Origin of the sequence: Oligella urethralis DSM 7531, assembly GCF_000372065.1 — a bacterium.
Taxonomy (GTDB): domain Bacteria; phylum Pseudomonadota; class Gammaproteobacteria; order Burkholderiales; family Burkholderiaceae_B; genus Oligella; species Oligella urethralis.
This window is the reverse complement of sequence record NZ_AQVB01000006.1, coordinates 23,112-48,813: the sequence shown is the minus strand read 5'-3', so window position 1 is coordinate 48,813 and position 25,702 is coordinate 23,112. Positions and strand designations below refer to the sequence as shown.

General features: G+C 45.4%; 26 protein-coding genes and 1 tRNA gene. 6 read left to right on the top strand and 21 right to left on the bottom strand.

All coding sequences use genetic code 11. The annotated features are described in order from the left end of the window. Positions 1-132: 132 nt before the first annotated feature. Both A3GA_RS0105050 and clpB read right to left on the bottom strand, forming a co-directional pair. Positions 133-348 (bottom strand): cold-shock protein, encoded by a 216-nt coding sequence (locus A3GA_RS0105050; protein ID WP_018026304.1) that lies wholly within the window; start codon positions 346-348, stop codon positions 133-135. 202 nt (positions 349-550) lie between these two features. After that, entirely contained in the window at positions 551-3,124 is a 2,574-nt protein-coding gene (gene clpB, locus A3GA_RS0105045) for an ATP-dependent chaperone ClpB (RefSeq protein ID WP_018026303.1), read from the bottom strand. Positions 3,125-3,326: 202 nt separating this feature from the next. Between clpB and A3GA_RS0105040 the strand changes: the two genes are divergently transcribed. Continuing rightward, on the top strand, positions 3,327-3,938 hold the full coding sequence (locus A3GA_RS0105040; protein WP_026156808.1) for a PIN domain-containing protein: 612 nt from the start codon (positions 3,327-3,329) through the stop codon (positions 3,936-3,938). 3 nt (positions 3,939-3,941) lie between these two features. On the opposite strand, the gene A3GA_RS0105035 is transcribed toward A3GA_RS0105040, so the two are convergent. The 11 genes from A3GA_RS0105035 to tehB form a co-directional block, all read right to left on the bottom strand. After that, the gene (locus A3GA_RS0105035) at positions 3,942-4,709 is read right to left on the bottom strand and encodes an ABC transporter ATP-binding protein (protein ID WP_018026301.1); all 768 of its coding nucleotides are present in this window, start codon (positions 4,707-4,709) and stop codon (positions 3,942-3,944) included. A gap of 8 nt (positions 4,710-4,717) precedes the next feature. Beyond that, entirely contained in the window at positions 4,718-6,379 is a 1,662-nt protein-coding gene (locus A3GA_RS0105030; RefSeq protein ID WP_018026300.1) for an ABC transporter permease, read from the bottom strand. A gap of 43 nt (positions 6,380-6,422) precedes the next feature. Continuing rightward, positions 6,423-7,448: an extracellular solute-binding protein gene (locus tag A3GA_RS0105025; protein ID WP_018026299.1), complete on the bottom strand. Its 1,026-nt coding sequence runs from the start codon at positions 7,446-7,448 to the stop codon at positions 6,423-6,425. 146 nt (positions 7,449-7,594) lie between these two features. Then, on the bottom strand, positions 7,595-7,882 hold the full coding sequence (locus A3GA_RS11370; protein WP_018026298.1) for a septum formation initiator family protein: 288 nt from the start codon (positions 7,880-7,882) through the stop codon (positions 7,595-7,597). A gap of 28 nt (positions 7,883-7,910) precedes the next feature. After that, positions 7,911-9,200, bottom strand: a complete 1,290-nt coding sequence (gene eno / locus A3GA_RS0105015) for a phosphopyruvate hydratase (protein WP_018026297.1) — start codon at positions 9,198-9,200, stop codon at positions 7,911-7,913. A gap of 60 nt (positions 9,201-9,260) precedes the next feature. Next, positions 9,261-10,118, bottom strand: coding sequence for a 3-deoxy-8-phosphooctulonate synthase (gene kdsA, locus A3GA_RS0105010; protein WP_018026296.1), 858 nt, complete (start codon positions 10,116-10,118; stop codon positions 9,261-9,263). After that, a complete protein-coding gene (locus tag A3GA_RS0105005) occupies positions 10,115-11,758 on the bottom strand; it encodes a CTP synthase (RefSeq protein WP_018026295.1) in 1,644 nt (547 codons plus the stop codon). The genes kdsA and A3GA_RS0105005 overlap by 4 nt, the downstream gene beginning before the upstream one ends. Positions 11,759-11,920: 162 nt before the next feature. After that, entirely contained in the window at positions 11,921-12,316 is a 396-nt protein-coding gene (locus A3GA_RS0105000) for a cupin domain-containing protein (RefSeq protein WP_018026294.1), read from the bottom strand. Between the two features lie 139 nt (positions 12,317-12,455). After that, entirely contained in the window at positions 12,456-13,814 is a 1,359-nt protein-coding gene (locus A3GA_RS0104995) for an esterase-like activity of phytase family protein (protein WP_018026293.1), read from the bottom strand. A 96-nt stretch (positions 13,815-13,910) separates the two neighbouring features. Next, the gene (locus tag A3GA_RS0104990; RefSeq protein ID WP_018026292.1) at positions 13,911-14,309 is read right to left on the bottom strand and encodes a hypothetical protein; all 399 of its coding nucleotides are present in this window, start codon (positions 14,307-14,309) and stop codon (positions 13,911-13,913) included. 30 nt (positions 14,310-14,339) lie between these two features. Continuing rightward, positions 14,340-14,963, bottom strand: a complete 624-nt coding sequence (gene tehB, locus A3GA_RS0104985; RefSeq protein ID WP_018026291.1) for a tellurite resistance methyltransferase TehB — start codon at positions 14,961-14,963, stop codon at positions 14,340-14,342. Positions 14,964-15,101: 138 nt separating this feature from the next. On the opposite strand from tehB, the gene A3GA_RS0104980 reads away from it, so the two are divergent. The 3 genes from A3GA_RS0104980 (at position 15,102) to A3GA_RS0104970 (ending at position 16,086) form a co-directional block, all read left to right on the top strand. Then, on the top strand, positions 15,102-15,491 hold the full coding sequence (locus tag A3GA_RS0104980; protein ID WP_018026290.1) for a DUF6693 family protein: 390 nt from the start codon (positions 15,102-15,104) through the stop codon (positions 15,489-15,491). A 77-nt stretch (positions 15,492-15,568) separates the two neighbouring features. Beyond that, on the top strand, positions 15,569-15,793 hold the full coding sequence (locus A3GA_RS11960; RefSeq protein ID WP_102705989.1) for a type II toxin-antitoxin system RelE/ParE family toxin: 225 nt from the start codon (positions 15,569-15,571) through the stop codon (positions 15,791-15,793). Next, positions 15,790-16,086, top strand: a complete 297-nt coding sequence (locus A3GA_RS0104970; protein ID WP_018026288.1) for an addiction module antidote protein — start codon at positions 15,790-15,792, stop codon at positions 16,084-16,086. Before A3GA_RS11960 ends, A3GA_RS0104970 begins: the two co-directional genes overlap by 4 nt. Before the next feature lie 432 nt (positions 16,087-16,518). On the opposite strand, the gene A3GA_RS0104965 is transcribed toward A3GA_RS0104970, so the two are convergent. Both A3GA_RS0104965 and A3GA_RS11360 read right to left on the bottom strand, forming a co-directional pair. Continuing rightward, positions 16,519-16,594 (bottom strand) — tRNA-Asn (locus A3GA_RS0104965). Between the two features lie 303 nt (positions 16,595-16,897). Beyond that, a complete protein-coding gene (locus A3GA_RS11360) occupies positions 16,898-17,833 on the bottom strand; it encodes a cation diffusion facilitator family transporter (RefSeq protein ID WP_018026287.1) in 936 nt (311 codons plus the stop codon). Between the two features lie 340 nt (positions 17,834-18,173). On the opposite strand from A3GA_RS11360, the gene A3GA_RS0104955 reads away from it, so the two are divergent. Together A3GA_RS0104955 and A3GA_RS0104950 are read left to right on the top strand one after the other, a co-directional pair. Beyond that, positions 18,174-19,010 (top strand): class I SAM-dependent methyltransferase, encoded by an 837-nt coding sequence (locus A3GA_RS0104955; RefSeq protein ID WP_018026286.1) that lies wholly within the window; start codon positions 18,174-18,176, stop codon positions 19,008-19,010. Between the two features lie 15 nt (positions 19,011-19,025). Next, positions 19,026-19,991 (top strand): 2-hydroxyacid dehydrogenase, encoded by a 966-nt coding sequence (locus tag A3GA_RS0104950; RefSeq protein WP_018026285.1) that lies wholly within the window; start codon positions 19,026-19,028, stop codon positions 19,989-19,991. On the opposite strand, the gene A3GA_RS0104945 is transcribed toward A3GA_RS0104950, so the two are convergent. The 6 genes from A3GA_RS0104945 to rbfA form a co-directional block, all read right to left on the bottom strand. After that, complete coding sequence (locus A3GA_RS0104945; RefSeq protein WP_040614087.1) at positions 19,992-20,909, bottom strand: DMT family transporter; 918 nt, start codon at positions 20,907-20,909, stop codon at positions 19,992-19,994. 24 nt (positions 20,910-20,933) lie between these two features. Continuing rightward, positions 20,934-22,277, bottom strand: coding sequence for a branched-chain amino acid transport system II carrier protein (brnQ, locus tag A3GA_RS0104940; protein WP_018026283.1), 1,344 nt, complete (start codon positions 22,275-22,277; stop codon positions 20,934-20,936). A 90-nt stretch (positions 22,278-22,367) separates the two neighbouring features. Next, entirely contained in the window at positions 22,368-22,574 is a 207-nt protein-coding gene (locus tag A3GA_RS0104935) for a hypothetical protein (protein WP_018026282.1), read from the bottom strand. 97 nt (positions 22,575-22,671) lie between these two features. Then, entirely contained in the window at positions 22,672-24,495 is a 1,824-nt protein-coding gene (typA, locus tag A3GA_RS0104930; RefSeq protein ID WP_018026281.1) for a translational GTPase TypA, read from the bottom strand. A gap of 9 nt (positions 24,496-24,504) precedes the next feature. After that, the gene (truB, locus tag A3GA_RS0104925) at positions 24,505-25,266 is read right to left on the bottom strand and encodes a tRNA pseudouridine(55) synthase TruB (RefSeq protein WP_018026280.1); all 762 of its coding nucleotides are present in this window, start codon (positions 25,264-25,266) and stop codon (positions 24,505-24,507) included. Positions 25,267-25,269: 3 nt separating this feature from the next. After that, a complete protein-coding gene (gene rbfA, locus A3GA_RS0104920) occupies positions 25,270-25,692 on the bottom strand; it encodes a 30S ribosome-binding factor RbfA (RefSeq protein ID WP_018026279.1) in 423 nt (140 codons plus the stop codon). Positions 25,693-25,702: the final 10 nt, after the last annotated feature.

The window sequence follows — 25,702 nt, the reverse complement described above, 5'->3', positions numbered from 1 at the left end:
AATCATCGTCTATCCTGTTATTAGATCCAAAATAAAACACCCAGCTCAGATTAAATCCAAGCTGGGTGTGAAATAAGCAGCCCTAATAAAGGCTATCGACTAGGCTATCGTACTAGGCAATCAGCGAAGCGACTACTTAGCGACTGGGGTCACCTCTTTGGCCTGAGGGCCTTTAGGGCCATCAGCCACGACAAAACTAACTTCCTGATTTTCCTCTAAGGTACGGTAACCCTCGGTATCAATATCCGTGTGATGTACAAATAAATCCTGACCACCTGAAGCCGGTTTAATAAAGCCAAAACCCTTTTGATTGTTAAACCACTTAACAACGCCGTTTTCTTTAGACATGTATAACTCTCGTAAAACTAAAAAACAAAATGAATTCTAACTTACTAAAATGACGTTAATATGACTAGACGGCAAAAGTAATTCAGAAGTCCATAATAGTGTACCTTAACTCCCTATCTTGTGAATACAAAAAAACCCTTAATAATTTACTATTAAGGGTTTTCCTGATTACGTATTTGTCTTAAATCAAATACATATAGCTTTAAGCCTTATTAAACACAAGCTCACCGTCTTTGGCATCAACCACAATCACATCTTTTTCAGCAAATTTACCTTCAAGAATCAACTTAGACAGTGGATTCTCAACCTTTTGCTGTATTGCACGTTTTAGCGGTCTAGCACCAAACACCGGATCAAAACCAGCCTCCGCCAATACCGCTAAAGCAGCATCCGTGATCTGCAGATCCATTTCCATGGCTTGAACTCGTTCAACCAAACGATCAATCTGAATCTTAGCAATGGCTTGGATATTTTTCTGATCCAGTGAGTGGAACACCACCACCTCATCAATACGGTTTAGGAACTCTGGACGGAAAGACTGCTTAACCTCTTCCCATACCACCGCTTTAACCGCATCATAAGGCTCATCCTGCATGCGTTGAATATGCTCCGAACCAAGGTTGGAGGTCATGATGATAACGGTATTTCTAAAGCTCACCGTACGACCCTGACCGTCGGTCAAGCGACCATCATCCAACACTTGCAAGAGGACGTTAAAGACGTCTGGATGTGCTTTTTCAACCTCATCCAACAGCACCACGCTATAAGGCTTACGACGTACTGCTTCAGTTAAATAACCACCCTCTTCATAGCCCACATAGCCCGGAGGCGCACCGATTAAACGAGCCACGGAGTGTTTTTCCATAAACTCACTCATATCGATACGAATCATATGATCGTCCGAGTCAAATAAGAAATTGGCCAAGCTCTTCGTAAGCTCGGTTTTACCCACACCGGTAGGCCCTAGGAATAAGAAAGAACCATAAGGGCGATTCGGATCGGATAAACCAGAACGAGAGCGACGAATCGCATCGGCAATCAGATTAACTGCTTCATTCTGACCAACCACACGTTGCTCTAATTTCTCTTCCATGCTGAGTAACTTGGCACGCTCACCCTGCATCATTTTAGAGACTGGAATACCAGTAGCACGTGATACCACCTCAGCAATTTCTTCGGAACCAACCTCAGTCCGCAGTAAGCGCGGTTTTTCCTCTGATGCCACTGCTTCAGCCTCTTTCAGGCGATGTTCAAGTTTAGGTAGTAAGCTGTATTGAATTTCAGCTAATTTCTCGAACTCACCATTACGCTGGCATTCGGCCATTTCTGCACGCGCTTTTTCAATTTCCTCTTTAATCGACTGCGCACCTTGTACCGCCGCTTTCTCAGCTTTCCATACTTCTTCGTAGTCGTTATACTCACGCTGCAGTTGCTCTAACTCATCTTCGATATGCTTTAGACGGCGTTTGGAGGCATCATCCTCTTCCTTGCGCACTGCTTCACGCTCGATCTTCAATTGAATGATGCGACGATCAAGCTTATCCATCACCTCTGGTTTAGAGTCGATTTCCATACGGATGCGCGCCGCTGCCTCATCAATTAAGTCAATGGCTTTGTCCGGCAGGAAACGGTCGGAAATATAACGATGTGAAAGCTCAGCCGCCGCCACAATCGCTGGGTCAGTAATTAAGACCCCGTGATGCACTTCATAACGCTCTTTTAGACCGCGCAGAATCGCAATGGTCGACTCCACATCGGGCTCACCCACCAAGACCTTTTGGAAACGACGCTCCAAGGCCGCATCCTTTTCAATATACTGACGATACTCATCTAGCGTAGTTGCGCCCACACAATGTAACTCACCACGTGCTAATGCAGGTTTTAGCATATTGCCCGCATCCATCGCACCCTCTGCCTTACCGGCACCCACCATGGTGTGCAATTCATCAATAAAGACGATATTTTGACCATCGTCTTGGGCTAGCTCCTTAAGCACCGCTTTGAGGCGCTCCTCAAACTCACCACGGAACTTAGCACCCGCTAATAAAGCCGCCAAATCCAAGGATAAGACACGCTTGCCACGCAAACTTTCTGGTACCTCATTATTCACAATACGCTGCGCCAAACCCTCGACAATGGCCGTTTTACCCACACCCGGCTCACCAATTAAGACTGGGTTATTTTTGCTGCGACGCTGGAGGATCTGGATAACGCGACGAATTTCATCATCACGCCCAATCACCGGATCGAGTTTACCTAGACGGGCACGTTCAGTTAAGTCTAAGGTATACTTTTTCAATGCCTCACGATTGGACTCGCCCTCGGCATCTGTGACATTTTCACCGCCACGCACATCATCAATGGCTTTGGCTAAAGCTGCCTTATTCATACCGGCGGCTTGTAACGCACGACCCGCAGGTCCTTTATCATCAGCAAGGGCTAGTAAAAACAGCTCGCTTGCCACAAACTCATCGCCACGGTCTAAGGCCTCCTTATCCGTGCGATTAAGTAAATTATTTAAGTCTCTACTGATTTGTAGATTCGTATCGCCGCTTACCTGTGGTAGCTGGCTAATTTCTGCATCCAAGGCAGTGCGCAGACGATTCACTTGTACCCCAGCACGGGCCAATAAACTACTGGCTCCACTGTCAGGGTCAGAAATAAGAGCCATCAACACATGCACTGGCTCGATATACGCATTGTCGTGGTGTACAGCAAGACTTTGAGCATCACCCAAAGCCTGTTGAAACTTAGTAGTTAATTTATCAAATCTCATAATGAATACACCTTCAAAAATAATTATCGGGAGCTAGGACCTATTTGTCTTAGTTACTACAAACTGTCGACTCCCTTGCTATGCTTAGTAGATAAGGTGAGCTTGTGTTTTTTCAAGGGCTTATCATGAGATTTTCAAAAGAATTTGCTAAACTGCAGATTCTAATTTTAGTCTTTACCACGGTACGATAATCACAGATTGTATGTATACCCCTTTACCAACGCCCCATTATGTTGTACTTGATACCTGCGTACTTATTTCCAATACCGTTAGAAAGCTGTTGATGCGTCTAGCCCAACATCAATGCATTGCACCAATCTGGGGTGAGTATATCGGCGAGGAGTGGCGGCGCAATATCCCAAAGATCTGGGATGTGAGTGAGGATTTTGCCGAGCGTGAGTGGAATTTTATGCAGCAGCAATTCCCTGAGGCCAATATGGGCGTAGTGCACGCCTATGAAAAGCACTTGCGCTACAGTGACAAAAAGGATCATCACGTCATTGCCTGCGGTCTATGTATGCAACAAAAAGCGCCGCAGCATATGATTTCCATTATTACTTGGAACCTAAGGGACTTTGCCCGACGGGAGATTCGCGAACTTGGCCTCTTTTTATACAGTCCCGATCAACTGCTGAGCATGCTCTGGCCCGAGCATAAGGCACTGATGATGGATTTATTCGAGCTCTTTGCGATTGATGCGATGGAGGTCGCCAAGCCAGTACTGAGTGTGCCAGAATTTCTTAAGCGTGAACGCTTATTTGCGCTCAAAAAGCTCTATGAGCTTGAACTTGAGCAACAGGCACGCCTCAATTAGCAACTAGCCCGCTGGGCAATAGTCCGGATAGCGCGCCCCTGGATGCAGTAAGGCTGCGCCTAGCGCCTGTATATCCTCTAGCGTCGCCTGCTTGTGCTGATTTTCAACCCAACGGCTCAATTGTCCGCAATGCATCCACGCAATGCGATCCCCCATGGCTAAAGCCTCGGACTGATGGTGCGTAACTAAAATGGCGGAGAGATTATTTTGCTTAAGAATATCGCGCACCTCCATGGCTAAACGCTCACGGGTGTCCACATCCAGATTAGAAAAGGCTTCATCTAAGAGCAATAATCTTGGTTTTGGCGCAATCGCCCGGGCCAAGGCCACTCGCTGCTGCTGCCCACCAGATAACTCATGCGGATAGCGCTTGATAAACTGGCTTAAACCAACCAACTCAAGCATTTCTTCCACGCGCGCCTTGGCGGCTTTTTTATCCCATTTATGTAGACCAAAACGAATATTACTTTCCACCGTAAGGTGCGGAAACAGCGCATAATCCTGAAACATCATGCCGATATGACGTTCTTCCGGCGCCAATAACCGCCCAGGTAGCGATAACACGCGCTCATCTAATAAAATACGACCCGCAGTAATTGGCTCAAAACCGGCAATGGCTCGTAAGACCGTGGTTTTACCACAACCGGAAGGTCCAAGCAGACAGACTATCTCACCTTGCTCCAAGCGCATACTAAAGTCATGCACTACACGATTGCTGGTATTTGCATTCGCATAAACAACATCAACGCTTTCTAAGCTTAATAAACTCATACTTAATCTTAATACTTAATCTTCTCTTGACTGCGGGCTAGGAAAATCACCGGAATCAATCCCACTGCCACAATTAATAAGGCAGCAATCACACCCTCTTCGTAGGTACCACGCGCCGCTTCGGCATACAGCCAAGTGGCTAAGGTTTCAAAATTCATGGGGCGCAGCAATAAGGTAATCGATAATTCCTTCATGGTATCGACAAAAACCAATACCGCACCCGTACCAATGGCCGGCTTTAATAGCGGCAAATGCACCAGCAAAAAGGTCTCTCTATAACTACGACCCAAATTACGCGCAGCGGTATCCAGTTGGGGTGGAATACGCTCATACCCAGCTTCTAAGGCACCGATGGTCATTGCCAAAAAACGTACCATATAAGCAATCACCAAACCGCTAATCCCACCCATAATATATAGCTGTGGCGGCAAACTAAAGAGCTTAGTCAACACACTTGCAAGTGCTGAATCGGCCCAAGCATACGGGCTTAATAAGCCGATAGCCAAGACCGTCCCAGGAATGGCATAGCCTAAACTGCCGATACGCGCAAAATGCTTTTTAAACTTAAAGCGAGGGTCCCGCATCACCCACACAATTAATAGGCCGACTAGCACCGTGATCACGGTCGCCACCAAGGATACGTAAACCGTATTCCATGCGCTCTTCCATAAATTCGCAGAAATCACTTGCCCCTGGGCTAAGCGCTTATAAGCTTCCCAAGACAAATACCATACCGGCGCAACAAAGCCTATGAGAATCGGCAACCAGCAATACAGCATCGCAGCCATCGCTTGCCATCCCTTAAGCTGACGTGGTTTAACAGTCGTCATACGCTGCGCATTACTATAGCGTTGACGCCGCCGCGCTTGTCGCTCAATATAAATTAACAACACCACCACCGACAGCATAATACAGGCAATTTGCGCTGCCCCACCCAAATTAGAACGAGCAACCCAGGTATTAAAAATCGATGTCGTCAGGGTTTGAATGCCTAAAAATTCTGACGCGCCAATGTCATTCAAGGTTTCTAATAAAGCCAGTACCACGCCGATCACAATCGCCGGTCGCGCCAATGGCAAAATCAAACGAAAAAAAGCTTGTCGCTGGTTACAACCTAACACCCGGGCAGCCTCGATTAAATTAACCGGCTGATTGATAAACATCGCCCGCGTCGTAAAATACACATAGGGATAGAGTGACATACTCATCACTAAAATCCCACCCCACATTGAACGCGCATCCGGAAGTCGGAATTGACGCGGTGAACTATAACCTAATAAGTCACGTATAAAGCCTTGAATTGGCCCTAAAGGATGCAATAAATCCACATAGGCAAAGGCCATAATATAGGCTGGTAAACTGAGCGGCAACAATAAGGCCCAAACGAGGATATTCCTTGTGGGAAAATGAAAGGCAGTGACCAACCATGAGGTAGTCGTGCCCACAATAGAGACCACCAAGGCTACCCCGCCCAATAAAATCAGGGTATTCTTAGTGGCTGCCGGCAACACATAACGCCAGAGATTAGCCCAGTGATCCACACCAGAGCTTATCGCATGCACAGCTAAGGCGGCAATGGGCAAAAAAACAATAAGCACAAAAAGAAGCGCAAGGATGGAACCCATACTCCAACCTTGCACCCTTTGTAGCTTGGCTTGATGACTAAACATGTGAACTTGTAAAACTCTCCAAGCTAGCTATTTTACATGAATATTACTGATCAAAACCAACTTTGTCAGCCAATTCACTTGCTTCTTGACGATGTTTAGCAATTTCTAGAATATGAATTTCATCGATTTTCAATGGACCGAAGCTTGCAACCACGGGATCCAACTCAACACCCGCACGCACTGGGTATTCATAATTACTCTTGGCGTACATTGATTGACCCTTTTCAGAAATCAGGAAATTCAATAATTTAATCGCATTATCATGGTTAGGCGCATTCTTAGCAATCGCTGCCCCCGTGATGTTGGCATGGGTGCCGTTAGATTTAGAGTTTTTGAAAGTAGGACGAATCACATTGATGGCTTCACCCCATTTATGCTGATCCGAACCCGCCTCCGCATTTTTCATACGACCGACGTAATAGGCATTACCAATTGCTAAATCACAAATGCCGGCTAAAATATCACGCGCTCCCTCACGATCACCACCAGCAGCCTTGCGAGCTAAGTTATTTTTAACGCCTTTGAGCCACTCCTCAGCAGCCTCAACGCCGTCGTGAGCGATTTTAGCAGCGATTAAGCTGGTGTTATAGGGGTGTTGACCAGAGCGCGAGCAAACCTTACCCTTGTACTTAGGATCAGCCAAATCCTCATAGTTCATTTCTTTAAGATCTAAATCTTTAGCCACATAAACCACGCGATCACGTAGGGACAAAGCGTACCAATGCTTATTTGGATCCTTAAAGGCAGCAGGCACGTGCTCTTCTAAATCTGCCGAATCAATTGCCTGGGTTAAACCCGCATCCACCACGTCTAATAAACGACCGATATCCACTGTCATCAACACATCTGCTGGTGAATTGGCCCCCTCGGACTTAACGCGCTCGGTTAAACCGTCTTTAACAAACACCGTATTTGCTTTAATCCCAGTTTCTTTAGTGAATTCGTCGAGTAATGGCTGGATCAAGCCCGGCTCGCGCGTGGTGTAAATATTGACCTCATCAGCAGCTAAGGCATTAAAAGAAGCAACACCTAAAACGGCTGTGGCAAAAACAGAAGAAAACTTAAACATACACTCTCCATGTAAATGATAACTATTAGCAATTAGTTTTATGAATTATAAGGGAGCTAGTTAAATTTTCAAGCCTTTTAACTATAAATTTCCAAAAAAAATGACTGCCTCAGCAGTCACTAATATCATGGATTTAAACAAGGACATCACTCATCTGAATCTTTATCAGGCAAGAGCTGTACTAAATTCTCATTGTCTAGAATCATATTTAATTGCACCCGTGCTCTTTCTTCTAGCGCCTCGGTACCACCTCGCAGATCATCAATTTCCGCTTGCATCGCATTGTTGCGCGCTTCAAGGGCCTTATTATGCTGTAGCTGCGCCTCCAACTGCTGCTCTAATACATTGACCTGGGCATAGCCAAAGCCGCCCCAACGCAGGGGAATCTGTATTGCTAAACAAGCCAGCACAATGACTAAAAGCAGCAGTCTCATCGCTTAAATCGTATATTAATCAGCGCAATTACTTACGAATATTATAAAAAGCCTCTATCCCAGGATAAACAGCGACTTCGGCTAATTCCTCTTCAATTCGTAAGAGTTGATTGTACTTCGCCATACGATCCGAACGGCATAAAGAACCGGTCTTAATTTGCATGGCATTGCTACCTACCGCTAGGTCAGCGATGGTGGCATCTTCGGTCTCGCCCGAACGGTGCGAGATGACGGCGGTATAACCCGCACGTTTAGCCATTTCAATGGCTTCAAAGGTTTCAGTTAAAGTACCAATCTGATTGATTTTAATCAGAATAGAATTCGCCACACCTTGTTGGATGCCCTTTTTAAGGATTTTGGTATTGGTAACAAATAAATCGTCACCCACTAACTGAACCTTATCGCCCAGCTTTTCAGTAAGGATTTTCCAACCCTCCCAGTCATCCTCAGCCATACCATCTTCAATGGTGATGATTGGATATTTATCACACCAAGAAGCAAGTAAATTTGCGAATTCCTCAGAGCTAAGCGCAATATCACCCTCACCTGCTAAGTGATATTTACCGTCACGATAGAACTCAGAACTAGCGCAGTCTAAACCAATGGCGATTTGTGAACCTGCTTCATAACCCGCCTTATCAATGGCTTGAAGAATTAACTGAATCGCCGCTTCGTGATTTTCAACGTTAGGCGCAAAGCCGCCCTCATCACCTGTAGCAGTCGACATGCCCTGATCATGAATCAAGCTTTTTAATGCATGAAATACCTCGGTCCCCATGCGGAGGGCTTCACGAAAACTCTCGGCACCCACCGGCAGAATCATGAACTCCTGCATATCGAGGTTATTATTGGCATGTGCGCCACCATTAATCACATTCATCATGGGTACTGGTAGACTAAATAAGCCAGAGCCACCAAAGTAGCGATACAAGGATAAGCCCGCCTCTTCAGCCGCCGCTTTAGCCACAGCAATACTAACGGCTAAAATCGCATTGGCACCTAAACGTGACTTAGTTTCAGTGCCGTCTAAATCAATTAAGGTACGATCAATAAAGCTTTGCTCCTGCGCATCTAAGCCTAGCAATACCTCAGAGATTTCAGTATTGATATACTCAACGGCTTTTAACACACCCTTGCCCAAGTAGCGACTTTTATCGCCATCGCGCAACTCATGCGCTTCCAGGGCACCGGTTGAAGCACCGGAGGGAACAGCAGCACGACCCATGGCACCGGATTCTAGTAATACATCACATTCAACGGTAGGATTGCCGCGAGAATCTAAAATTTCGCGACCGATAATATCGACAATTGCACTCATGAGATATCTTCCTGTTTAAATAAAAAAATCATTGCTAGCTAAGCAATTAGCTAAATCGTATTAAAGGCCAAAATCATCTTCCAGTAATGGCTGTGACTTCACTGTCTTATCTAACATCTTGAGGGTTTGCAGTAAGTCCCGCATTTTGCCAAGTGGTACGGCATTAGGGCCATCGGATAAGGCATGCACTGGGTCTGGATGGGTCTCCATAAATAAGCCGCTAATGCCTACGGCCACTGCTGCTCTAGCTAAGACCGGCACAAATTCACGCTGACCGCCAGAAGAAGTGCCCTGCCCACCCGGCAATTGTACCGAGTGCGTCGCATCAAAAACAACAGGACAATCGGTTTGGCGCATTAAGGCAAGCGAACGCATATCAGAAACCAAGTTATTGTAGCCAAAACTAGCTCCTCGCTCGCAAACTAAGATATTCTTACCATCACCGCCAGCATCAAGCGCAGCCTCACGTGCTTTATTGACCACTTGCAGCATATCTAATGGCGCTAAAAACTGCCCTTTTTTGATATTAACCGGCTTTAAGGTAGCCGCGCAGGCACGAATAAAATCCGTTTGACGACATAAAAAAGCTGGGGTCTGTAGCACATCCACCGCTTCCGCCACCGCAGCCACCTGAGATTGATCGTGCACATCGGTTAACACCGGTACCCCCAGGCTCTCACGCACTTGCGCTAAAATATCCAGGCCCTCGGCCATACCTAAGCCACGGAATGAAGCGCTGGAGCTTCGATTTGCCTTATCAAATGAGCTTTTAAAAATAAATGGGATTTGCAAGTCATCGGTGATTGCCTTTAATTCGGCAGCGATATCCATGATCATGGCTCGCGATTCAATCACGCAAGGACCAGCAATTAAGAAGAAGGGTTTATCTAAACCCACTTCATATCCTACTAAATTCATTTTTCACCCTTGGCCGCTAATGCAGCTTTGATATAACTCGTAAACAAAGGATGACCGGTACGTGGCTTCGAGGTAAACTCAGGATGGAACTGCACGCCTAAGAACCACGGATGGTCGGCTATCTCGATGATTTCAGGTAAGTTATCCTCAGGCGTACGCGCACTGATGATCAAACCGGCCTTTTCAAGCGGCTCGGCGTAGACATTATTTACCTCATAGCGGTGGCGATGGCGCTCATTCACCGTGTCACCGTAAATCTCGGCAGCTAAGGTGCCTGGCTTAACCGGACAAGATTGCAAGCCCTTACGCATGGTACCACCTAAATCACTCTTGGCATCACGTCTTTCGACATGACCCTCACGGTCCTGCCACTCGGTAATCAAAGCCACCACAGGATGGGCAGTCGAAGGATCAAGCTCGGTACTATTGGCGCCACTAAAGCCCGCCACATGACGTGCGAATTCAATGGTTGCTAACTGCATACCCAAACAAATACCAAGATAAGGCACGCCATTTTCGCGAGCGTATTGAATCGCTTTGATCTTACCCTCGGTGCCGCGCTTACCGAAGCCACCGGGCACAAGAATCGCATCTAGCTGCTCAAGTAACTCAGTCTTACCCTCTTCAATATCCGTGGCATCAATGTACTCAATAACTACCTGAGTATCCGTCTGTACCCCAGCATGCATCAAGGCCTCGTTAAGCGACTTATACGATTCGGTTAACTCAACGTACTTACCCACCATCCCGATGGTCACGCGATGCTTAGGATGCTCCATGGCATAAACAAGATTATCCCAGCTACTGAGATCAGCGGGTGGTGCATCAATGCCCAGTGCATCTAATAAAATCTCATCCAACTTTTGCTGATGCAACATGGAAGGGATTTTATAAATACTGGTCTCATCCCAAACAGAAATCACTGCATCAAAAGGAACATTGGAAAATAAAGAAATCTTACCCCGCTCATCATCTGGAATTCGACGATCAGCACGACAGAGTAACGCATTTGGATATAAACCGATTTCGCGCATCTTTTGGACCGAATGCTGGGTCGGTTTCGTCTTAAGCTCACCCGCCGATGGGATAAATGGTACCAAGGTCAAATGCACAAAGGCCGCCCCCTGGCGTCCCAACCGCAAACTCATCTGACGAGCAGCCTCTAAAAACGGCAGGGACTCAATATCACCCACGGTCCCGCCAATCTCTACAATGGCAATATCTGCTTCACCATCAAAGGCGCGCTTGGCACCGCGGACAATAAAATCTTGAATTTCATTGGTAATGTGAGGGATCACCTGAACCGTCTTGCCCAAGTACTCGCCACGACGCTCCTTACGCAGCACCGACTCATAAATTTGGCCGGTGGTGAAGTTATTCTGCTTATGCATCTTGGCAGAGACAAAACGCTCATAGTGCCCCAAGTCAAGGTCGGTTTCTGCACCGTCTTCAGTCACAAAAACCTCACCATGCTGCAGCGGACTCATGGTCCCGGGGTCAACATTAATATAGGGATCTAATTTGAGCATCGTGACCTTAAGGCCACGTGATTCGAGAATGGCACCAAGCGATGCAGCGGCGATCCCCTTGCCCAAAGAAGATACCACACCGCCGGTTACGAATATGTATTTTGTAGACATGTCGATAATGCGCCCTCTAAGGGCCTAGCCGGAAATTTAGATTATAGCCGAGGGCGCCAAAGGATTTCATGATTAAGCGCTTCTCAGCTAAATTTAATCCTGCATAAAAAATCCCCGAATTGTCTAATAACAACTCGGGGATGAGTCTGAAAAGCCAAACTACTACTCGGTGGTCTTGCCGTCGAAATGCTCTTCTTTTTCGTTGGCTTTGACATCAACCACCACACCATCACGATGCTCTGGCGGGCCATAAATCGTATATAGTCTTAAGGGCTCATCGCCAGTATTAATCACATTGTGCTTGGCACCGGCGGGTACAATGGCACCAAAATCAGCCTTGATCTCGTACTCATTATCATCAATAACAAGCTTACCCTTACCCTCTTCGAAGCGGAAAAACTGATCATGCGTTTCATGCACCTCAGCCCCGATCTCCTCGCCCGGTTGTAAGGTCATTAATACGAGCTGCAAATGTTTGCCTGTGTAGAGCACCTTACGATATAAGTCATTTTCCTCGGTTAATTTCTCAATATCGTCACAAAAGCCTTTTTTAGACATAAGACATTCTCCTGTTTAGGTGAAATAATTTAGAAGAAGCATAAGCGATCTTATGCATCATACCTAAATCATAATCGCTGCGTGCAAAAGAACCTGTGTTGAATTGTAAATTATCGGAAAATCAACTGCATCGAAGTGCTTATTTAGCCTCTAGAAACTCCTTTACATCCAACAAAATCAACTCATTATCGTCGGCTACATTAGGCTCACGACTGCTTGATTTAGGATAATTATTATCATTGCCGACAACGATATAGCGATCACCAACCACATCGACATTTTCAATGGTAAAGAAAGGAAACTGAAACTTGCCATCAATCAAATCAAACTGAGATTTGCTGTCCGGATCCTGGATATCCATCAGATCAATATAAGCTACCTTACGGATCATCTGCTCTTCCGGTCTAAGCTCAATCTTATAAACACGCTTGAAGTTCGCCACATTATCAAAACAACGTGTTTTATCATCGCCCTCTTTACATACTTTATTCGCAGTCCCTTCTGTATCATCGCGCTCGATAATCAAGCCGTAACGCTCATCGATCATATTAAAGTCACCTATTGAGTGCTTGGCATCTTCTAATGGATAAAACCATGACTTAGCGCTGTATTTCTCATCAGCTAAATTAAACTCTAACATGCGTAAGACTGGTTTACCTTCTACCTCCTCAAAGGCTTTTTTCTCGCTATCCCACAGCACCCCTTCTAATAGCGGATATAAGCTTTTACCATCAGCAGATAAGGCCATCCCCTCAAACCCTTTGGAACGACGCACTTGAAACTCCGGTAACTTGGCATCGGGACTGCCTGGTAAGGTCATACCAGGATAGTCTGGTGATTTCACTACCTTGCCATCCACCTCAGTTTCGAACACCTTAAGGACATTACCTTGACGGTCTAATTTTAATAAAAATGGACCAAACTCCTCGCCCACCCAGAAATTATCCCCCACCACCTGCAAGCTTTCAGGATCAAAATCAGCACCCGTTAAATAACGCGCTTCCGTGTCTTCGTGCGTAATACGGAATGGGATATTTTTTTGTGGATCCTTAATAAAGACCGTCTCCAAATGCTCCCATTGATCCTTGTCAAAATCAATTTTATATAAATTAAAATATAAGGCACTATCGCTCGAGTTTAATTTATTACCCAGGCCATTATCCGTTAGCAACCAAAAGGTACCATCACCATTATTAACAATACCGGAATGTCCTTGAATGGCTTGACCTTTAAATGGAAAGCTCACACCAGTGGGACGACCATTAGATTTACCCTCAATCGCACCCAAGTCCTCAACACGATGCTTTTCATGGAACTTACCATTCACCTGCAAATCCTTGGGCGCATCCTCTGGCACGTCAATTTTAGTATCACCGGCTAATATCAAATGACCGGCTAGTTTTGCTGGGTATTGCTCAGCAGCCTGTAGCGCTGTCATACCAGCAGTTAAAGCAAAAAAAGTGCTTGCAACATAAGCGCTAATCGTTTTTAACTTCATCATGTCCTCTACGTGTGAGTTAAGTGGATATCGATGAAGCAGTATAAAAAGCTTTGATGACAAGCTTAGGTCGCTGTGATGACAGTTTAATGTCAATTATTTTTCAGGAATAAGACGACGGAAAAAGGGCTTATCCTCCGGATCAGCCTGCGGTGTTGCCACGATTAAATCCTTACAGACTCCCTCCGTGGTACCGCTAATAAAGCGCTGCATCTCTCGATACGTTTCAATTTGAGCGGCATCACTTAATTCCGACTCATCTGCCACCCCACCCAAGGCAATGACATTATCCTGACCAAATTCCTTGAGCATCTCATCATAAGCACAACCACAGAAATTAGCATTGCGCTTACCCGCATAAAAGGTACAAGCATTAATAAAGTTAAAACGAATCACCGTCAATTGATGCTGTGGATCGTCCTTAGCATCACCGCAAGCACTTAAGCTTAGCGACGCTAATATAGGAATTAAAAATTTACTGTATGGTGTCATCATTAACATCCGCTAAACCGAGATAGCGCTATTTTATAATGGCTTTTTGGCAATTAGGGTGGCAAATTGCTGCTTTATAAAACTACCGTCAGGATTGCGTCGATGTAACTCGCCTACGTCCTCGTTATACTTCAGAAGCTCCCAGCCTTGGTAGTAATCACGCAACTCTCCCGCTTTGAAACTGAAACTGAAATCTGACTTCGCCGGATAAGCTTCGGTATCCATCGCGCAGACGATAATATTCAAGCCGCCCACGTTGGTGGCTGCTTGCATCTGCTCGATCAGCTGCGGAATGGTTGCCGCTTTTAAGAACATCATCACCACGGTACAAAGCAACACATCATACTGTCCATCAATACTCGGATCCTGATTAAGATCCTTGATAAAAGTGCGAATACTTTGAATGCCCTCTTGTTCGATAATCGTATCAAGGATTTGAATCGCCTGCGGATTCACATCAAAAGCATCCACCCGATAACCATGCTGGGCCAAATATAGACTATTACGCCCACGCCCCGAGCCGATATCCAGTGCCCTATCTCCAACAAAATAAGGCGTCGCCGCCAGTAACTCCGAATGCGTCAAACTGAGACCGTATGTGTCTTTGAAATAATTAGCGGGTAAATTGCGAAAAGATAAAGCATTGTTTTGAGTCATCGCGCTTAAGCTCCTTAACTAGATCATGGGCATATACAAAAACAGTATATTTAGATTATTGTATATGTCATAATATTTAAATATTGAACTATTAATATAATAGGATCTTTTGATAATACACCTTTTGAGAGGATACTTATGGATAACGACTTTATTGAAACGCTAAGCTATAACAAAACCGCATTACCGCTCGGCTACTATCGCCTTAAATGTGAGCTTGGCACCCTAGATGTATTAGGCCACGCTTTAATCTGGATTTTACTGACGATCATGACCTTTGGATTGGCGCTAATTGTATTCCCCTACTATATGCAGCGCTATATTATCAATAAAACCTATGTATATGATCCCAATGACAATCGAGTAGGTCGTGTTGTTTGTGATATTGGCTTAGATAGCATGCTTGGCTATATTATTTTGTGGACGATACTATCCATTATTAGCTTTGGTATTTTATATTTTGTTTTTCTATACAAAATATATGCACATTGCTATTCTAAGAGCAAGATCGTGCCTGAGCCTGTTTAAGCTGGGATAGGCTGTCCGCTGTCTTTAAGCGATGCGTTTCGTTGAGCTTGGGGAAAGATTTCTGAACCACATGCAAAATCAAGTTACATAATATCTTACAACCTCACTTTGGGGACACTAAGTACCTCAGTGATGGTGTTTCTGAGATGTGTATTCACTTTGGACCAGGTTATCGGGTGTATTACGCTCGTGAAGATTACGCTGTTTACTTGCTACTGTGTGGTGGTGATAAGTCCTCTCAGAAACGTGACATAAAAACCGCCATCGATATGTGGAAACAAATTCAAAAGGAACGCTCATGACAACGATAGAAATTAGCCCCTACGACGCAGCAGAATATTTAAAAAGTGAGGACGCGATCATCGAATATCTTTCAGCCGCATTAGATGAAAATGATCCGGCACTCTTCTTAGCTGCGCTTTCTGATGTCGCAAGAGCACGTGGTATGACCAAGGTTGCTAAGGAGGCTGGTATTGGTCGTGAGAGCCTATATAAAGCCCTTGCCCCCAACGCTAAACCTCGCTATGACACCGTGCTAAAGCTCATGACCTCAATGGGAATTCGCCTTTCCATTAAACCTACAACTGCCCCATAAAGAGAGCTTGGTGATCACATTCGCCCGTGAATTGGTCAAAAATTGAGCAATGCACAATAAAAAGCTGCGCAGGAATTATGCAACTGAGTTTAAATCATCTTAAATCACAAAGGGAGTGTTGCATTTTTTAGACACAGCACTCCCGACAATTTTATTATTTAACATAAAAATCGCTTGTGAACAATAAAAACAACGACTTAGTAGCATCTATTATTTTCTCTTAATTCCCCAGTTCGCCCTTGCTTATCAACTCTGTGTAGCTCATAAACTCGAATCTAAAATTGAACCAACTGACAACACCACACTTCTCCTAATCGGAATCGACAGCTTTAGAATTTTTGGCAGCAATACCACATTAACAGTAGACACAAAAAAACCGCTTAAAGCTATCAACGCTTTAGCGGCTAATCAAATAATTTACTTAGGATTTAGTGGCTCCCCCAACTGGACTTGAACCAGTGACCTGCGGATTAACAGTCCGTCGCTCTACCGACTGAGCTATGGGGGAACTGAACTAAGTAAAATAGTATTATGCAACTATTAAACAGATATTGCAAGTCTTTTTTAAAGAATTTTTAATTTTTATTGTTTAAATGTGCGTTTTAACAACATTCATAAAAACAGCGATAAAAACTCAAACACTTTTTAAGCAGCAAGTGATTGCTTTAAACGTAAAACCAAATCACTCACAAGGCTTAGCAGACTTGAATAAGTGCATAACTGTAGCACATATTGCAAACTTAGGGAAGTCATATGGCTAGTTCACAAAAAAACCACTTCCCAGCTTCGCTCTTGAGAAGACGCAAAGGTCTTAATACGTGCCCGTTTCTTTAGCCATTGCAGGTGCTGCAGGCGCAGGAAAATGTATTGGGTCAAAGTGTGTCAACACACTCATTACCAAAGGCACCTCGTTTTTAATTCGTGCCTCAATCCTATCAGAAATATCATGCCCCTCGGCAATGGTCATTGTCCCTGGCAAATCAAGATGCAGCTCGACAAGGATAAAATCCCCTGCTTTACGCGTTTTAAGATCATGAAAATCAACCACACCGGGCGTTTCACGAATCGCATTGCTAATCTTATCCAAGGTCTCCTTATCCACGGAACGGTCGGCCAAGTCCATTAAGGCACTCCAGCCCATTCTCAGTCCCATAATAGCAATCATTGAGCCGACAATTAGCGACGCCACCAAATCCGCATGCATAATACCGAAAAAATGCGCCGCTAGACCAATGGCTACAACCAATGATGAAATGGAATCCGAACGGGCGTGTAGCGCATTAGCCATCAGCATGGCTGATTCAACCCGCTTTGCTTCGTGTGCCATATAACGGTATAAAAGCTCCTTAGCTACAATAGCCACCAAAGCAATAAAAAAAGCAAGACCCGCATTAATTTCGAGCACCACCCCACTTTGCATGCGCTCCACACTGGTCATAATAATCTGCGCCCCAACCACAAATAGCAGTACCGCAATGATCAGCACGGCAATGGTTTCAAAGCGAAAATGTCCGAATGGGTGCTTAGCATTTGGCTTTTGCTTAGCAAAGCGGTTTGCAACTAATACCACGACATCCGACACAAGATCGGATAAGCTATGCAAAGCATCTGCAATCAAAGAATATGAAGAGGTGATTAAACCGAAGATTATTTGCAGTATCGTCAGCAGTATATTTACTAAGACACTGACAAAGGTGGATTTATTCGCCACCCTACTTCTTTCACTGGCACTTACTTTAGCCACCATAAACCTAGCTTCCTTAAAAAATCTATCTCTCAGCCCGATTGATTCATCGCACCGCGTCAATTTTGAACATTGTAGCTGATTTTATTTCAGCACCATCTAAGCTATTTAATAATCAATCTCAGTCCCAATCACGAATTTAGCCTTAGCTTAATTAAGGTGGAAAATGACTTTCAAAGCAACTTTAGCTCAAGCGGTTTTGCTATAATCAAAAAAAATACATGACTAAGCAGCAATCACCCAAATGATTTCTCCGCTAGCTTTCTCTTTAAATAACAACATCAATCGAGCAAAGTACAGTCATCCGCAGTGCACATAGAGCCACATGGCATAAGGAGGCGCAATGACAAAGGTACTTTTTAATTTAAAAAATAGGGTCGCAGACACCATCATGCTCACCTTATACGCTCGTGCCCTTGAGTCACAGCAGGCTCACCCTATTCTTTATGATGAATTTGCCCTCAAATTAGTAGCGCAGATTGATTATGATTTTTCAATTTTTGACAATATCAGCACCACAGCGGTAGGTGTCGCAATACGCAGCAAGCATTTTGATACGATCAGCCATGAGTTTATTGAAAGCCATGCACAACCAATCGTGGTGATTATCGGTTGTGGTCTGGATATACGTAAACAACGGCTAGGCCCCATCGCTGATAAAGCAGTATTTATTCAATTAGACTTGCCGGAGGTGATTGACTTTAGACGCCAGCTATTACCACCTGGACCTAATGAGCAGCTTATCCGTGCCAGTTTATTGGAAACAGCATGGATGGACGAGTTACTGGCACACTATCCACAGGGTGATTTTCTTTTTATCGTTGAGGGTGTGCTGATGTATCTTAGCCAGGAGGAGAATCAGCAATTCTTTTATGCGCTCGCAGAGCGTTTTATCGGGGCGCAGCTGCACTTTGATATATTCAACCAATGGATGAGTCAACACACAGCTTGGCATCAGGGTGTCAATCGCACCCAAACTAGCTTTAATTTCGGCCTCAATAACAGTAAACTGATTGAAAGATGGCACCCACGACTACACCAAGAAGCCTCGTGGCTTTTAAATGATTTCCCCGAGTGGTATCGCATGGGACTTCCCTTTGTGAGCTTATATCTGCTATCTTATCCTATTCGCACCGCTTGTAAATTTCTTAAATTCACCATCAAGCAGCCAGAGAATTAAGCAGGAGTTTTTCACGTGAAGCCGATTTTATTAAGTTTATTAAATATCGCAGCCGAGGATAAAGCAAGGCTCAATGCGCACTATGAGATTATCGAGATTAAAAATTTAGATGAGGCTTCTACGCTAAGCCCTGAGACCTTAGCACGGGTCACGGCACTGTACGGCTCGGCCACTAAGCCATTGAGCCTCGAATTTCTTGAGGCGCTGCCTAATTTACAGGTCATTAGTAGCTTCGGTGTCGGTTACGATCCCTATGATGAAGACTATATCCGCCGTCGCCAAATCCGCCTCGGCTACACGCCCGATGTCTTAAATGACTGTGTGGCTGATTTAGCCATGGCCCTGATGCTAGATGTGGCTCGTCAAGTTAGCGTCTCCGATCGCTATGTGCGCGCAGGTCGCTGGCTGAGTGACGGTCCCTATCCGCTAGGCGTCAGCGTGACGGGCAAGCGCCTAGGTATTTTAGGCATGGGTCGCATTGGTTTAGAAATCGCAGCGCGCGCCAAGGGTTTCCGCATGCAGATTTATTATCATAATCGCAACCCTCGCCAAGATCTGGCCGAGGACTATCACTATATCGCCTCGCCCATTGAACTCGCTAAAGCTGTCGATTATTTAATCGTCGCCACCCCAGCCACTGCTGAGACTGAGAAAATTGTCAATCAGCAAGTATTAGAAGCGCTCGGACCACAATCCTATTTAATTAATATTGCGCGCGGTGCGGTAGTTGATGAAGCCGCCTTAGTCAAGGCATTACAAAACAAAACCATCGCTGGCGCTGGGCTGGATGTTTTTGTTAATGAGCCGCAGGTACCAGAGGCCCTCTTTGCCTTAGACAATGTAGTGATCACTCCGCATGTAGCCAGTGCGACGGTAGAGACGCGCAACGCCATGCGTGAACTATCAATTCAGAACTTTCTACACTTTGCCGAGTTCGGTGAGGTCAAAGTAGCCGTGCCTTGGGCGCAGTATGGTGAGTAATTAGCGTAAGCCTCTACCGCCACGCTTAGCCTTGCGTTTCAAACCATTCAAACGCAATTCACTCACAATCACGCCAAGCACGATCAAGCCGGCACCGATAATGGACAAAAACGGTAGACGTTCACCATAGAGTCTACCGAAAACCCCACCCCATACCGGCTCAGCAGCATAAATCAAGGTTGCCCGAGTGGCTGAAACATGCTTTTGCGCCCAATTCATGGTCGTTTGTATCACTGCACTAGCAAAGCCCATCAATAATACAATCGCCATCAAGCCCCACGAAAAATCAGGCACCTGCTCACCCACCCCGGCGGACACAGTAAAAGCAATGATTGAGGTAACCAACAACTGCAGCACCGTGACACGAATTAAATTAATTTTACCGGCATAGCAACTAATTAAAATAATTTCAGCGGCGATAGCGAGCGCACCTAAAATCGTGAATAACTCCCCTCGCCCAAGTAGCGTACCTTCCAAACCATCAGGGCCAGCAAGACAAGCTAAACCCATAAACGCAAGCATAATGCCCAAGGCATTCAGCCGAGTCGGGCGTCGCTTTAAAAACAACCATTGCAACAAAGGCACCAATGGCACATAGAGTGCTGTTAAAAAAGCGGATTTACTACTGGGGATCGTCTGCAATCCCAATGTCTGTAGACTATATCCTAGAAATATACAAACACCGATCGCGATACCAGCCTTTAGCTCCTCAAAACTCAAGCCCCTTAACACCTTTGGCGAACAAAGTGCGACTGCAGCCGCTGCGCAGGCAAAGCGCAAACCCACAAAGAAAAAGGGCTCGCTCATACTCAGTGCGATCTGCACAATCAAAAATGTGCCGCCCCAGAAAACCGTAATGAGCATTAAGGCCAATTCGGCTTTACCGAATGGCCTATACTCTGTCGAAGACTGCTTCACCAACACACCGAATTAAAAAAGCATTTAGCTCACGGTTTTTTTAAGACCCGCAGCAGATAAAATCAAGCCTACAAGCATACCCAGCAAAGCCGGTACAATCCAGCCTAAACCAATCGCATGCCAAGGTAAATAACTCGCTAACCACGCCTTGGCCTCTGGGCTAAGCGTAAATGCCGCATCCCACGCATCTAACAGACTAACCGCAAGCGTTGCCAGCATGGTACAAATATAGACAATACGACGCCCTTTAAAGAGCGAATTGGCAAAGGTCAAAAGAATTAGTACAACCGTCAAGGGATATAAGAGCATCAATACCGGAATAGAGAAATTGATGATCCCTTCGAGCCCCTTATTCGCTAAGCCACAAGAAATTAATGTGAAAATAATCACAAACAACTTATAACTGAGCTGTGGCATCAACCGACTAAAATACTCAGCACACGCAGCAATCAAGCCCACCGCCGTACTTAAGCAAGCCAACAGAATGATCACCAATAACAGCAAATTACCCATGCTGCCCCAATAGTAATGAGCCGTTTCAGAGAGCACGGCGGCGCCGTTAGACAGCCAGCCAGTCACCTCCACACTGCCTGCACCCAAATACGTCACTAAACCATAAACCACGGCTAAACAAAGCGCTGCCAACAAACCGGCACCCATCGTTAGGCGCATCAATTGCTCATTCGCTTTTACCCCTTCGGCTTGTAACACACCAATCACAACAATCGCAAACACTAAGGAAGCCAAGGCATCCATGGTTTGATAACCGGCTAAGAAACCCTCAACTACCGGGTGCATCGCATAGGCACCTTGGGGGGCTGTCAGTTCACCCATTGGGTCAAGCAACGATTTAAAGGCTAAAATCGCAATACTCACTAATAGCACGGGAGTTAATATCTTACCAATACGGTCTAATAACTTACTGGGGGACATCGCCAGCCAGAAAGCCACTGCAAAAAAAACGATACTAAACAGCAATAAACCCCAAGTACTAGATGTCTCCGAACCTAGATATGGGCTCACACCAACCTCATAGGCCACCGTAGCCGTCCGCGGCATGGCAAATAAGGGACCGATAGAGAGATAAAGGGTGACAGCAAAAAAGACACCAAAAAGCGGACTCACACGCGAAGCTAAATGCTGCACATCACGAGCGCCTGAGTAAGACATGGCCAAAATACCGAGCAAAGGCAAACCGGCACCGGTGAGGACAAAACCCATGACCGCTTCTAAATAATTGGCTCCAGCCTGCTGCCCCATATGCGCAGGGAAAATAAGATTACCGGCACCAAAAAATAATGCAAACAGCATTAAGCCGGTGCTAACAAATAAGGCTAAGGGTGATTTTTTTGACGCTTGAACGGACATAAAAATGATATAAATTTAAAACAAAATAAACAATAAAATCCTAGCACAAAACAAACAAAGTGCCCTTGCTACTAAAGCCAAGGATACAACTTAGTACCACCGATAAAGCGCAAACAGCAAGCTCACAAAAATCGTCAAGGCAATAATGATTTTCATCATCAGATCGCCATTGATCCCTAGCCATTTAAAAAAAGCACCAATGGTACTTTGCCAGTAAATATCAACGCTACGACTGAAAAATCGCAAAACCCAAAAGGCGATAAGAAATAAAAATAAAAAACGAATAACAACTGCCATCGCAAGCCACTACAATAAAAAAGACGACCATCATGATTTTACTACGAGGTCGTCTTTTAGTTCAGCAACACAAGTCTGTTGACTTGCTTACACGCATTTATGCATTTTCCTCACGAGCGGCACGCTTACGCTCATGCTCTAATAAATAACGCTTACGCAAACGAATACTCTTTGGTGTGACTTCAACCAATTCATCATCGTTAATAAACTCGACTGCATACTCAAGCGTCAATTGCACTGGAGGCGTTAAGCGAATCGCTTCATCATTACCCGAGGCGCGCACGTTAGTGAGTGCTTTAGTACGGATGGGGTTCACCACCAAGTCATTATCACGATTGTGAATACCCACAATCATGCCCTCATACAAAGGCTCACCCGGTGATACGAACATACGACCGCGATCTTGCAAATACCAGAGCGCATAGGCTACCGCTTCACCATGATTCTGACTAATCAGTACGCCATTACGACGACCACCAATCATCCCCTCTTTGGCCGGTGCATAACTATCAAAGATATGACTAATCAAACCCGTCCCATGCGTTAAGGACATGAACTCCGTTGAGAAACCGATGAGGCCACGTGCGGGGATACGGTATTCGAGACGGGTACGACCACGGCCATCTGACTCCATATTTAATAACTCACCGCGACGACGACCGATCTCCTCCATGATGCCGCCCTGATGATCGTCATCCAAGTCAATGGTTAACAGCTCCATCGGCTCACAGCGCACCCCGTCAATCTCGCGATATACCACACGCGGACGAGAAACCGCCAATTCATAACCCTCGCGGCGCATATTTTCTAATAAAATGGTTAAATGTAATTCACCACGACCGGCCACTTCAAACACCGTTTCATCATCCGTATCACGCACACGCAAGGCCACATTCGTCTTAGTTTCACGCTCTAAGCGCTCGCGAATTTGACGACTGGTGACAAACTTACCTTCACGACCCGCCAGTGGTGAGGTATTCACCATAAAGTTCATGGTTAAGGTAGGCTCATCAATTTTTAGCATGGGTAAGGCTTCGGGATGATCAACATCACAGATGGTGCAACCGATACCAATATCCTCAATCCCGTTAATCAAGACAATATCACCAGCCTGAGCCTCTTTAACCAACTCACGCTGTAAGCCCTTAAACTTAAGCACTTGGTTAATGCTGGCATTAAACTGTTTGCCCTCTGGACCAAATTTTACCGTGACTCGCTGCCCTGGTTTGATAGTACCGCGATTAACCCGACCAATGCCGATAACGCCCACATAGCTGTTATAGTCTAAGGAAGTAATCTGTAACTGTAAGGGCTCATCGGCCTTTTCATCACGCACCGGCACATACTTAAGAATCGTTTCAAAAAGTGGTGCTAGGGTTCCCTCACGTACATCTGGCTCCAAACCAGCATAACCGGATAAGCCTGAAGCGTACACAATCGGGAAGTCCAACTGTTCATCAGTCGCACCTAGCTTATCAAATAGATCAAAGGTCACATCAATCACATGATCCGGACGCGCACCTGGGCGGTCGATTTTATTAATAACCACAATCGGCTTTAAACCTAAGGCTAAGGCTTTTTGCGTCACAAAACGCGTTTGTGGCATCGGTCCTTCAACCGCATCCACCAGTAACAAGACCCCATCTACCATTGACAGCACACGCTCAACTTCACCACCGAAGTCAGCGTGTCCCGGGGTGTCAATAATATTAATATGGGTACCCTCATACTCGACCGCACAGTTTTTGGATAAGATCGTAATACCACGCTCTTTTTCAATATCACCGGAGTCCATCACACGGTCATCAACCGCCTCATGGGCTTCAAAAGTACCGGATTGGCGTAACAACTGATCAACCATTGTTGTTTTACCATGGTCAACGTGAGCAATAATTGCAATATTACGAAGCGCTCGGCTCATAAAGATTTCCTATTTTAAAAGTTTCTCGGGCACCCAACGAGCGGGTACTTTTTCTAAGGGAATTAAATGTTGTTGTAAGGTGGCGGGATCAGTTTCCACCTCAGCGTGTAGTTGGTCGAGGGTGACGGCATTGTCCAAATGAAAATCGCCAACGCTTAAACGACGTAAGGCCTTTAAATACGCAAAGCAGCCAAGTGCTCGACCAATATCCTGCGCCAAGGTGCGGATATACGTCCCCTTGGAGCAAGCAACATCAAGCACCAGCTGATCACCTACCAATTCAATTAAATCAATGCTATAAATCGTCACTTGGCGTGGCTCACGCTCAAGCTCAATGCCCTGTCTGGCATATTCATAAAGCGGCTTACCATCCCGCTTTAAGGCTGAGTGCATCGGTGGGATCTGTTGAATCTCGCCAATAAACTGCTGCAGCACCGCTAATACTCGGTCTTTAGTTAAATCAATGCCAGCAAGTTCAGCTTGGGCTACTATCTCACCAGTTAAATCACCAGAATCGGTTTCCGCTCCCAGACTTAAGGTGGCACGATAGCTTTTATCTGCTGCCAACATGTTGGTCGATATTTTAGTTGCTCGACCAAAACAGCAGACTAATAAGCCGGTGGCAAAGGGATCTAAGGTACCCGTATGACCGGCTTTGTTGGCATTAAACAGCCGTCTCGCACGTTGCAATGCCTGATTACTGGATAAATCAACGGCTTTATCCAACAACAAGACCCCCGTGATATCCTCACCGCGACGTCTTCTTGCCATGAACTACCCCTTGATTTCAGTATTGTCAAAGGCGTCTAATTCACCATCATCAGCCGATGACTCAACGCCCATCGCCTTATCAATTAAGCGACTCATTTCGATGCCACGCAATAAATGATCATCATGAAAAAAACGCAAGGTCGGCACCGTATGAATATGCAGCATTTTAAATAATAAAGAGTGTAAATAACCCGCCTTCTCATTTAATGCTTGCTCTGACACCTCCGGCGCTTGACCAATCACCGTAAAGTATACTTTGGCATGCGCATAATCAGCGCTTAATTCTACGTGACTTAAGGTAACCAGACCCACAGCGCTCACACTCAGTTCGCGCTGGATCAAACCGGCCAAGTCCTTTTGAATTTGCTCGGCCAAGCGCGTATTGCGACTGCCGGCTTGCTTGGCCTTAGACTTATGTCTACTCATAAAAATCTCT

Bases quoted from the DNA above. Each gene is read 5' to 3' on its own strand.
- clpB (WP_018026303.1), bottom strand. From the start codon at position 3,124: ATGAGATTTGATAAATTAACTACTAAGTTTCAACAGGCTTTGGGTGAT.
- A3GA_RS0104980 (WP_018026290.1), top strand. From the start codon at position 15,102: ATGGATAACGACTTTATTGAAACGCTAAGCTATAACAAAACCGCATTA.
- A3GA_RS0104935 (WP_018026282.1), bottom strand. From the start codon at position 22,574: ATGGCAGTTGTTATTCGTTTTTTATTTTTATTTCTTATCGCCTTTTGG.
- A3GA_RS0105030 (WP_018026300.1), bottom strand. From the start codon at position 6,379: ATGTTTAGTCATCAAGCCAAGCTACAAAGGGTGCAAGGTTGGAGTATG.
- eno (WP_018026297.1), bottom strand. From the start codon at position 9,200: ATGAGTGCAATTGTCGATATTATCGGTCGCGAAATTTTAGATTCTCGC.
- A3GA_RS0104995 (WP_018026293.1), bottom strand. From the start codon at position 13,814: ATGAAGTTAAAAACGATTAGCGCTTATGTTGCAAGCACTTTTTTTGCT.
- A3GA_RS0105050 (WP_018026304.1), bottom strand. From the start codon at position 348: ATGTCTAAAGAAAACGGCGTTGTTAAGTGGTTTAACAATCAAAAGGGT.
- typA (WP_018026281.1), bottom strand. From the start codon at position 24,495: ATGAGCCGAGCGCTTCGTAATATTGCAATTATTGCTCACGTTGACCAT.
- A3GA_RS0105005 (WP_018026295.1), bottom strand. From the start codon at position 11,758: ATGTCTACAAAATACATATTCGTAACCGGCGGTGTGGTATCTTCTTTG.
- A3GA_RS0104990 (WP_018026292.1), bottom strand. From the start codon at position 14,309: ATGATGACACCATACAGTAAATTTTTAATTCCTATATTAGCGTCGCTA.
- A3GA_RS0105000 (WP_018026294.1), bottom strand. From the start codon at position 12,316: ATGTCTAAAAAAGGCTTTTGTGACGATATTGAGAAATTAACCGAGGAA.
- A3GA_RS0104955 (WP_018026286.1), top strand. From the start codon at position 18,174: ATGACAAAGGTACTTTTTAATTTAAAAAATAGGGTCGCAGACACCATC.
- brnQ (WP_018026283.1), bottom strand. From the start codon at position 22,277: ATGTCCGTTCAAGCGTCAAAAAAATCACCCTTAGCCTTATTTGTTAGC.
- A3GA_RS11370 (WP_018026298.1), bottom strand. From the start codon at position 7,882: ATGAGACTGCTGCTTTTAGTCATTGTGCTGGCTTGTTTAGCAATACAG.
- A3GA_RS0104970 (WP_018026288.1), top strand. From the start codon at position 15,790: ATGACAACGATAGAAATTAGCCCCTACGACGCAGCAGAATATTTAAAA.
- rbfA (WP_018026279.1), bottom strand. From the start codon at position 25,692: ATGAGTAGACATAAGTCTAAGGCCAAGCAAGCCGGCAGTCGCAATACG.
- truB (WP_018026280.1), bottom strand. From the start codon at position 25,266: ATGGCAAGAAGACGTCGCGGTGAGGATATCACGGGGGTCTTGTTGTTG.
- tehB (WP_018026291.1), bottom strand. From the start codon at position 14,963: ATGACTCAAAACAATGCTTTATCTTTTCGCAATTTACCCGCTAATTAT.
- kdsA (WP_018026296.1), bottom strand. From the start codon at position 10,118: ATGAATTTAGTAGGATATGAAGTGGGTTTAGATAAACCCTTCTTCTTA.
- A3GA_RS0105025 (WP_018026299.1), bottom strand. From the start codon at position 7,448: ATGTTTAAGTTTTCTTCTGTTTTTGCCACAGCCGTTTTAGGTGTTGCT.
- A3GA_RS11360 (WP_018026287.1), bottom strand. From the start codon at position 17,833: ATGGTGGCTAAAGTAAGTGCCAGTGAAAGAAGTAGGGTGGCGAATAAA.
- A3GA_RS0105035 (WP_018026301.1), bottom strand. From the start codon at position 4,709: ATGAGTTTATTAAGCTTAGAAAGCGTTGATGTTGTTTATGCGAATGCA.
- A3GA_RS0105040 (WP_026156808.1), top strand. From the start codon at position 3,327: ATGTATACCCCTTTACCAACGCCCCATTATGTTGTACTTGATACCTGC.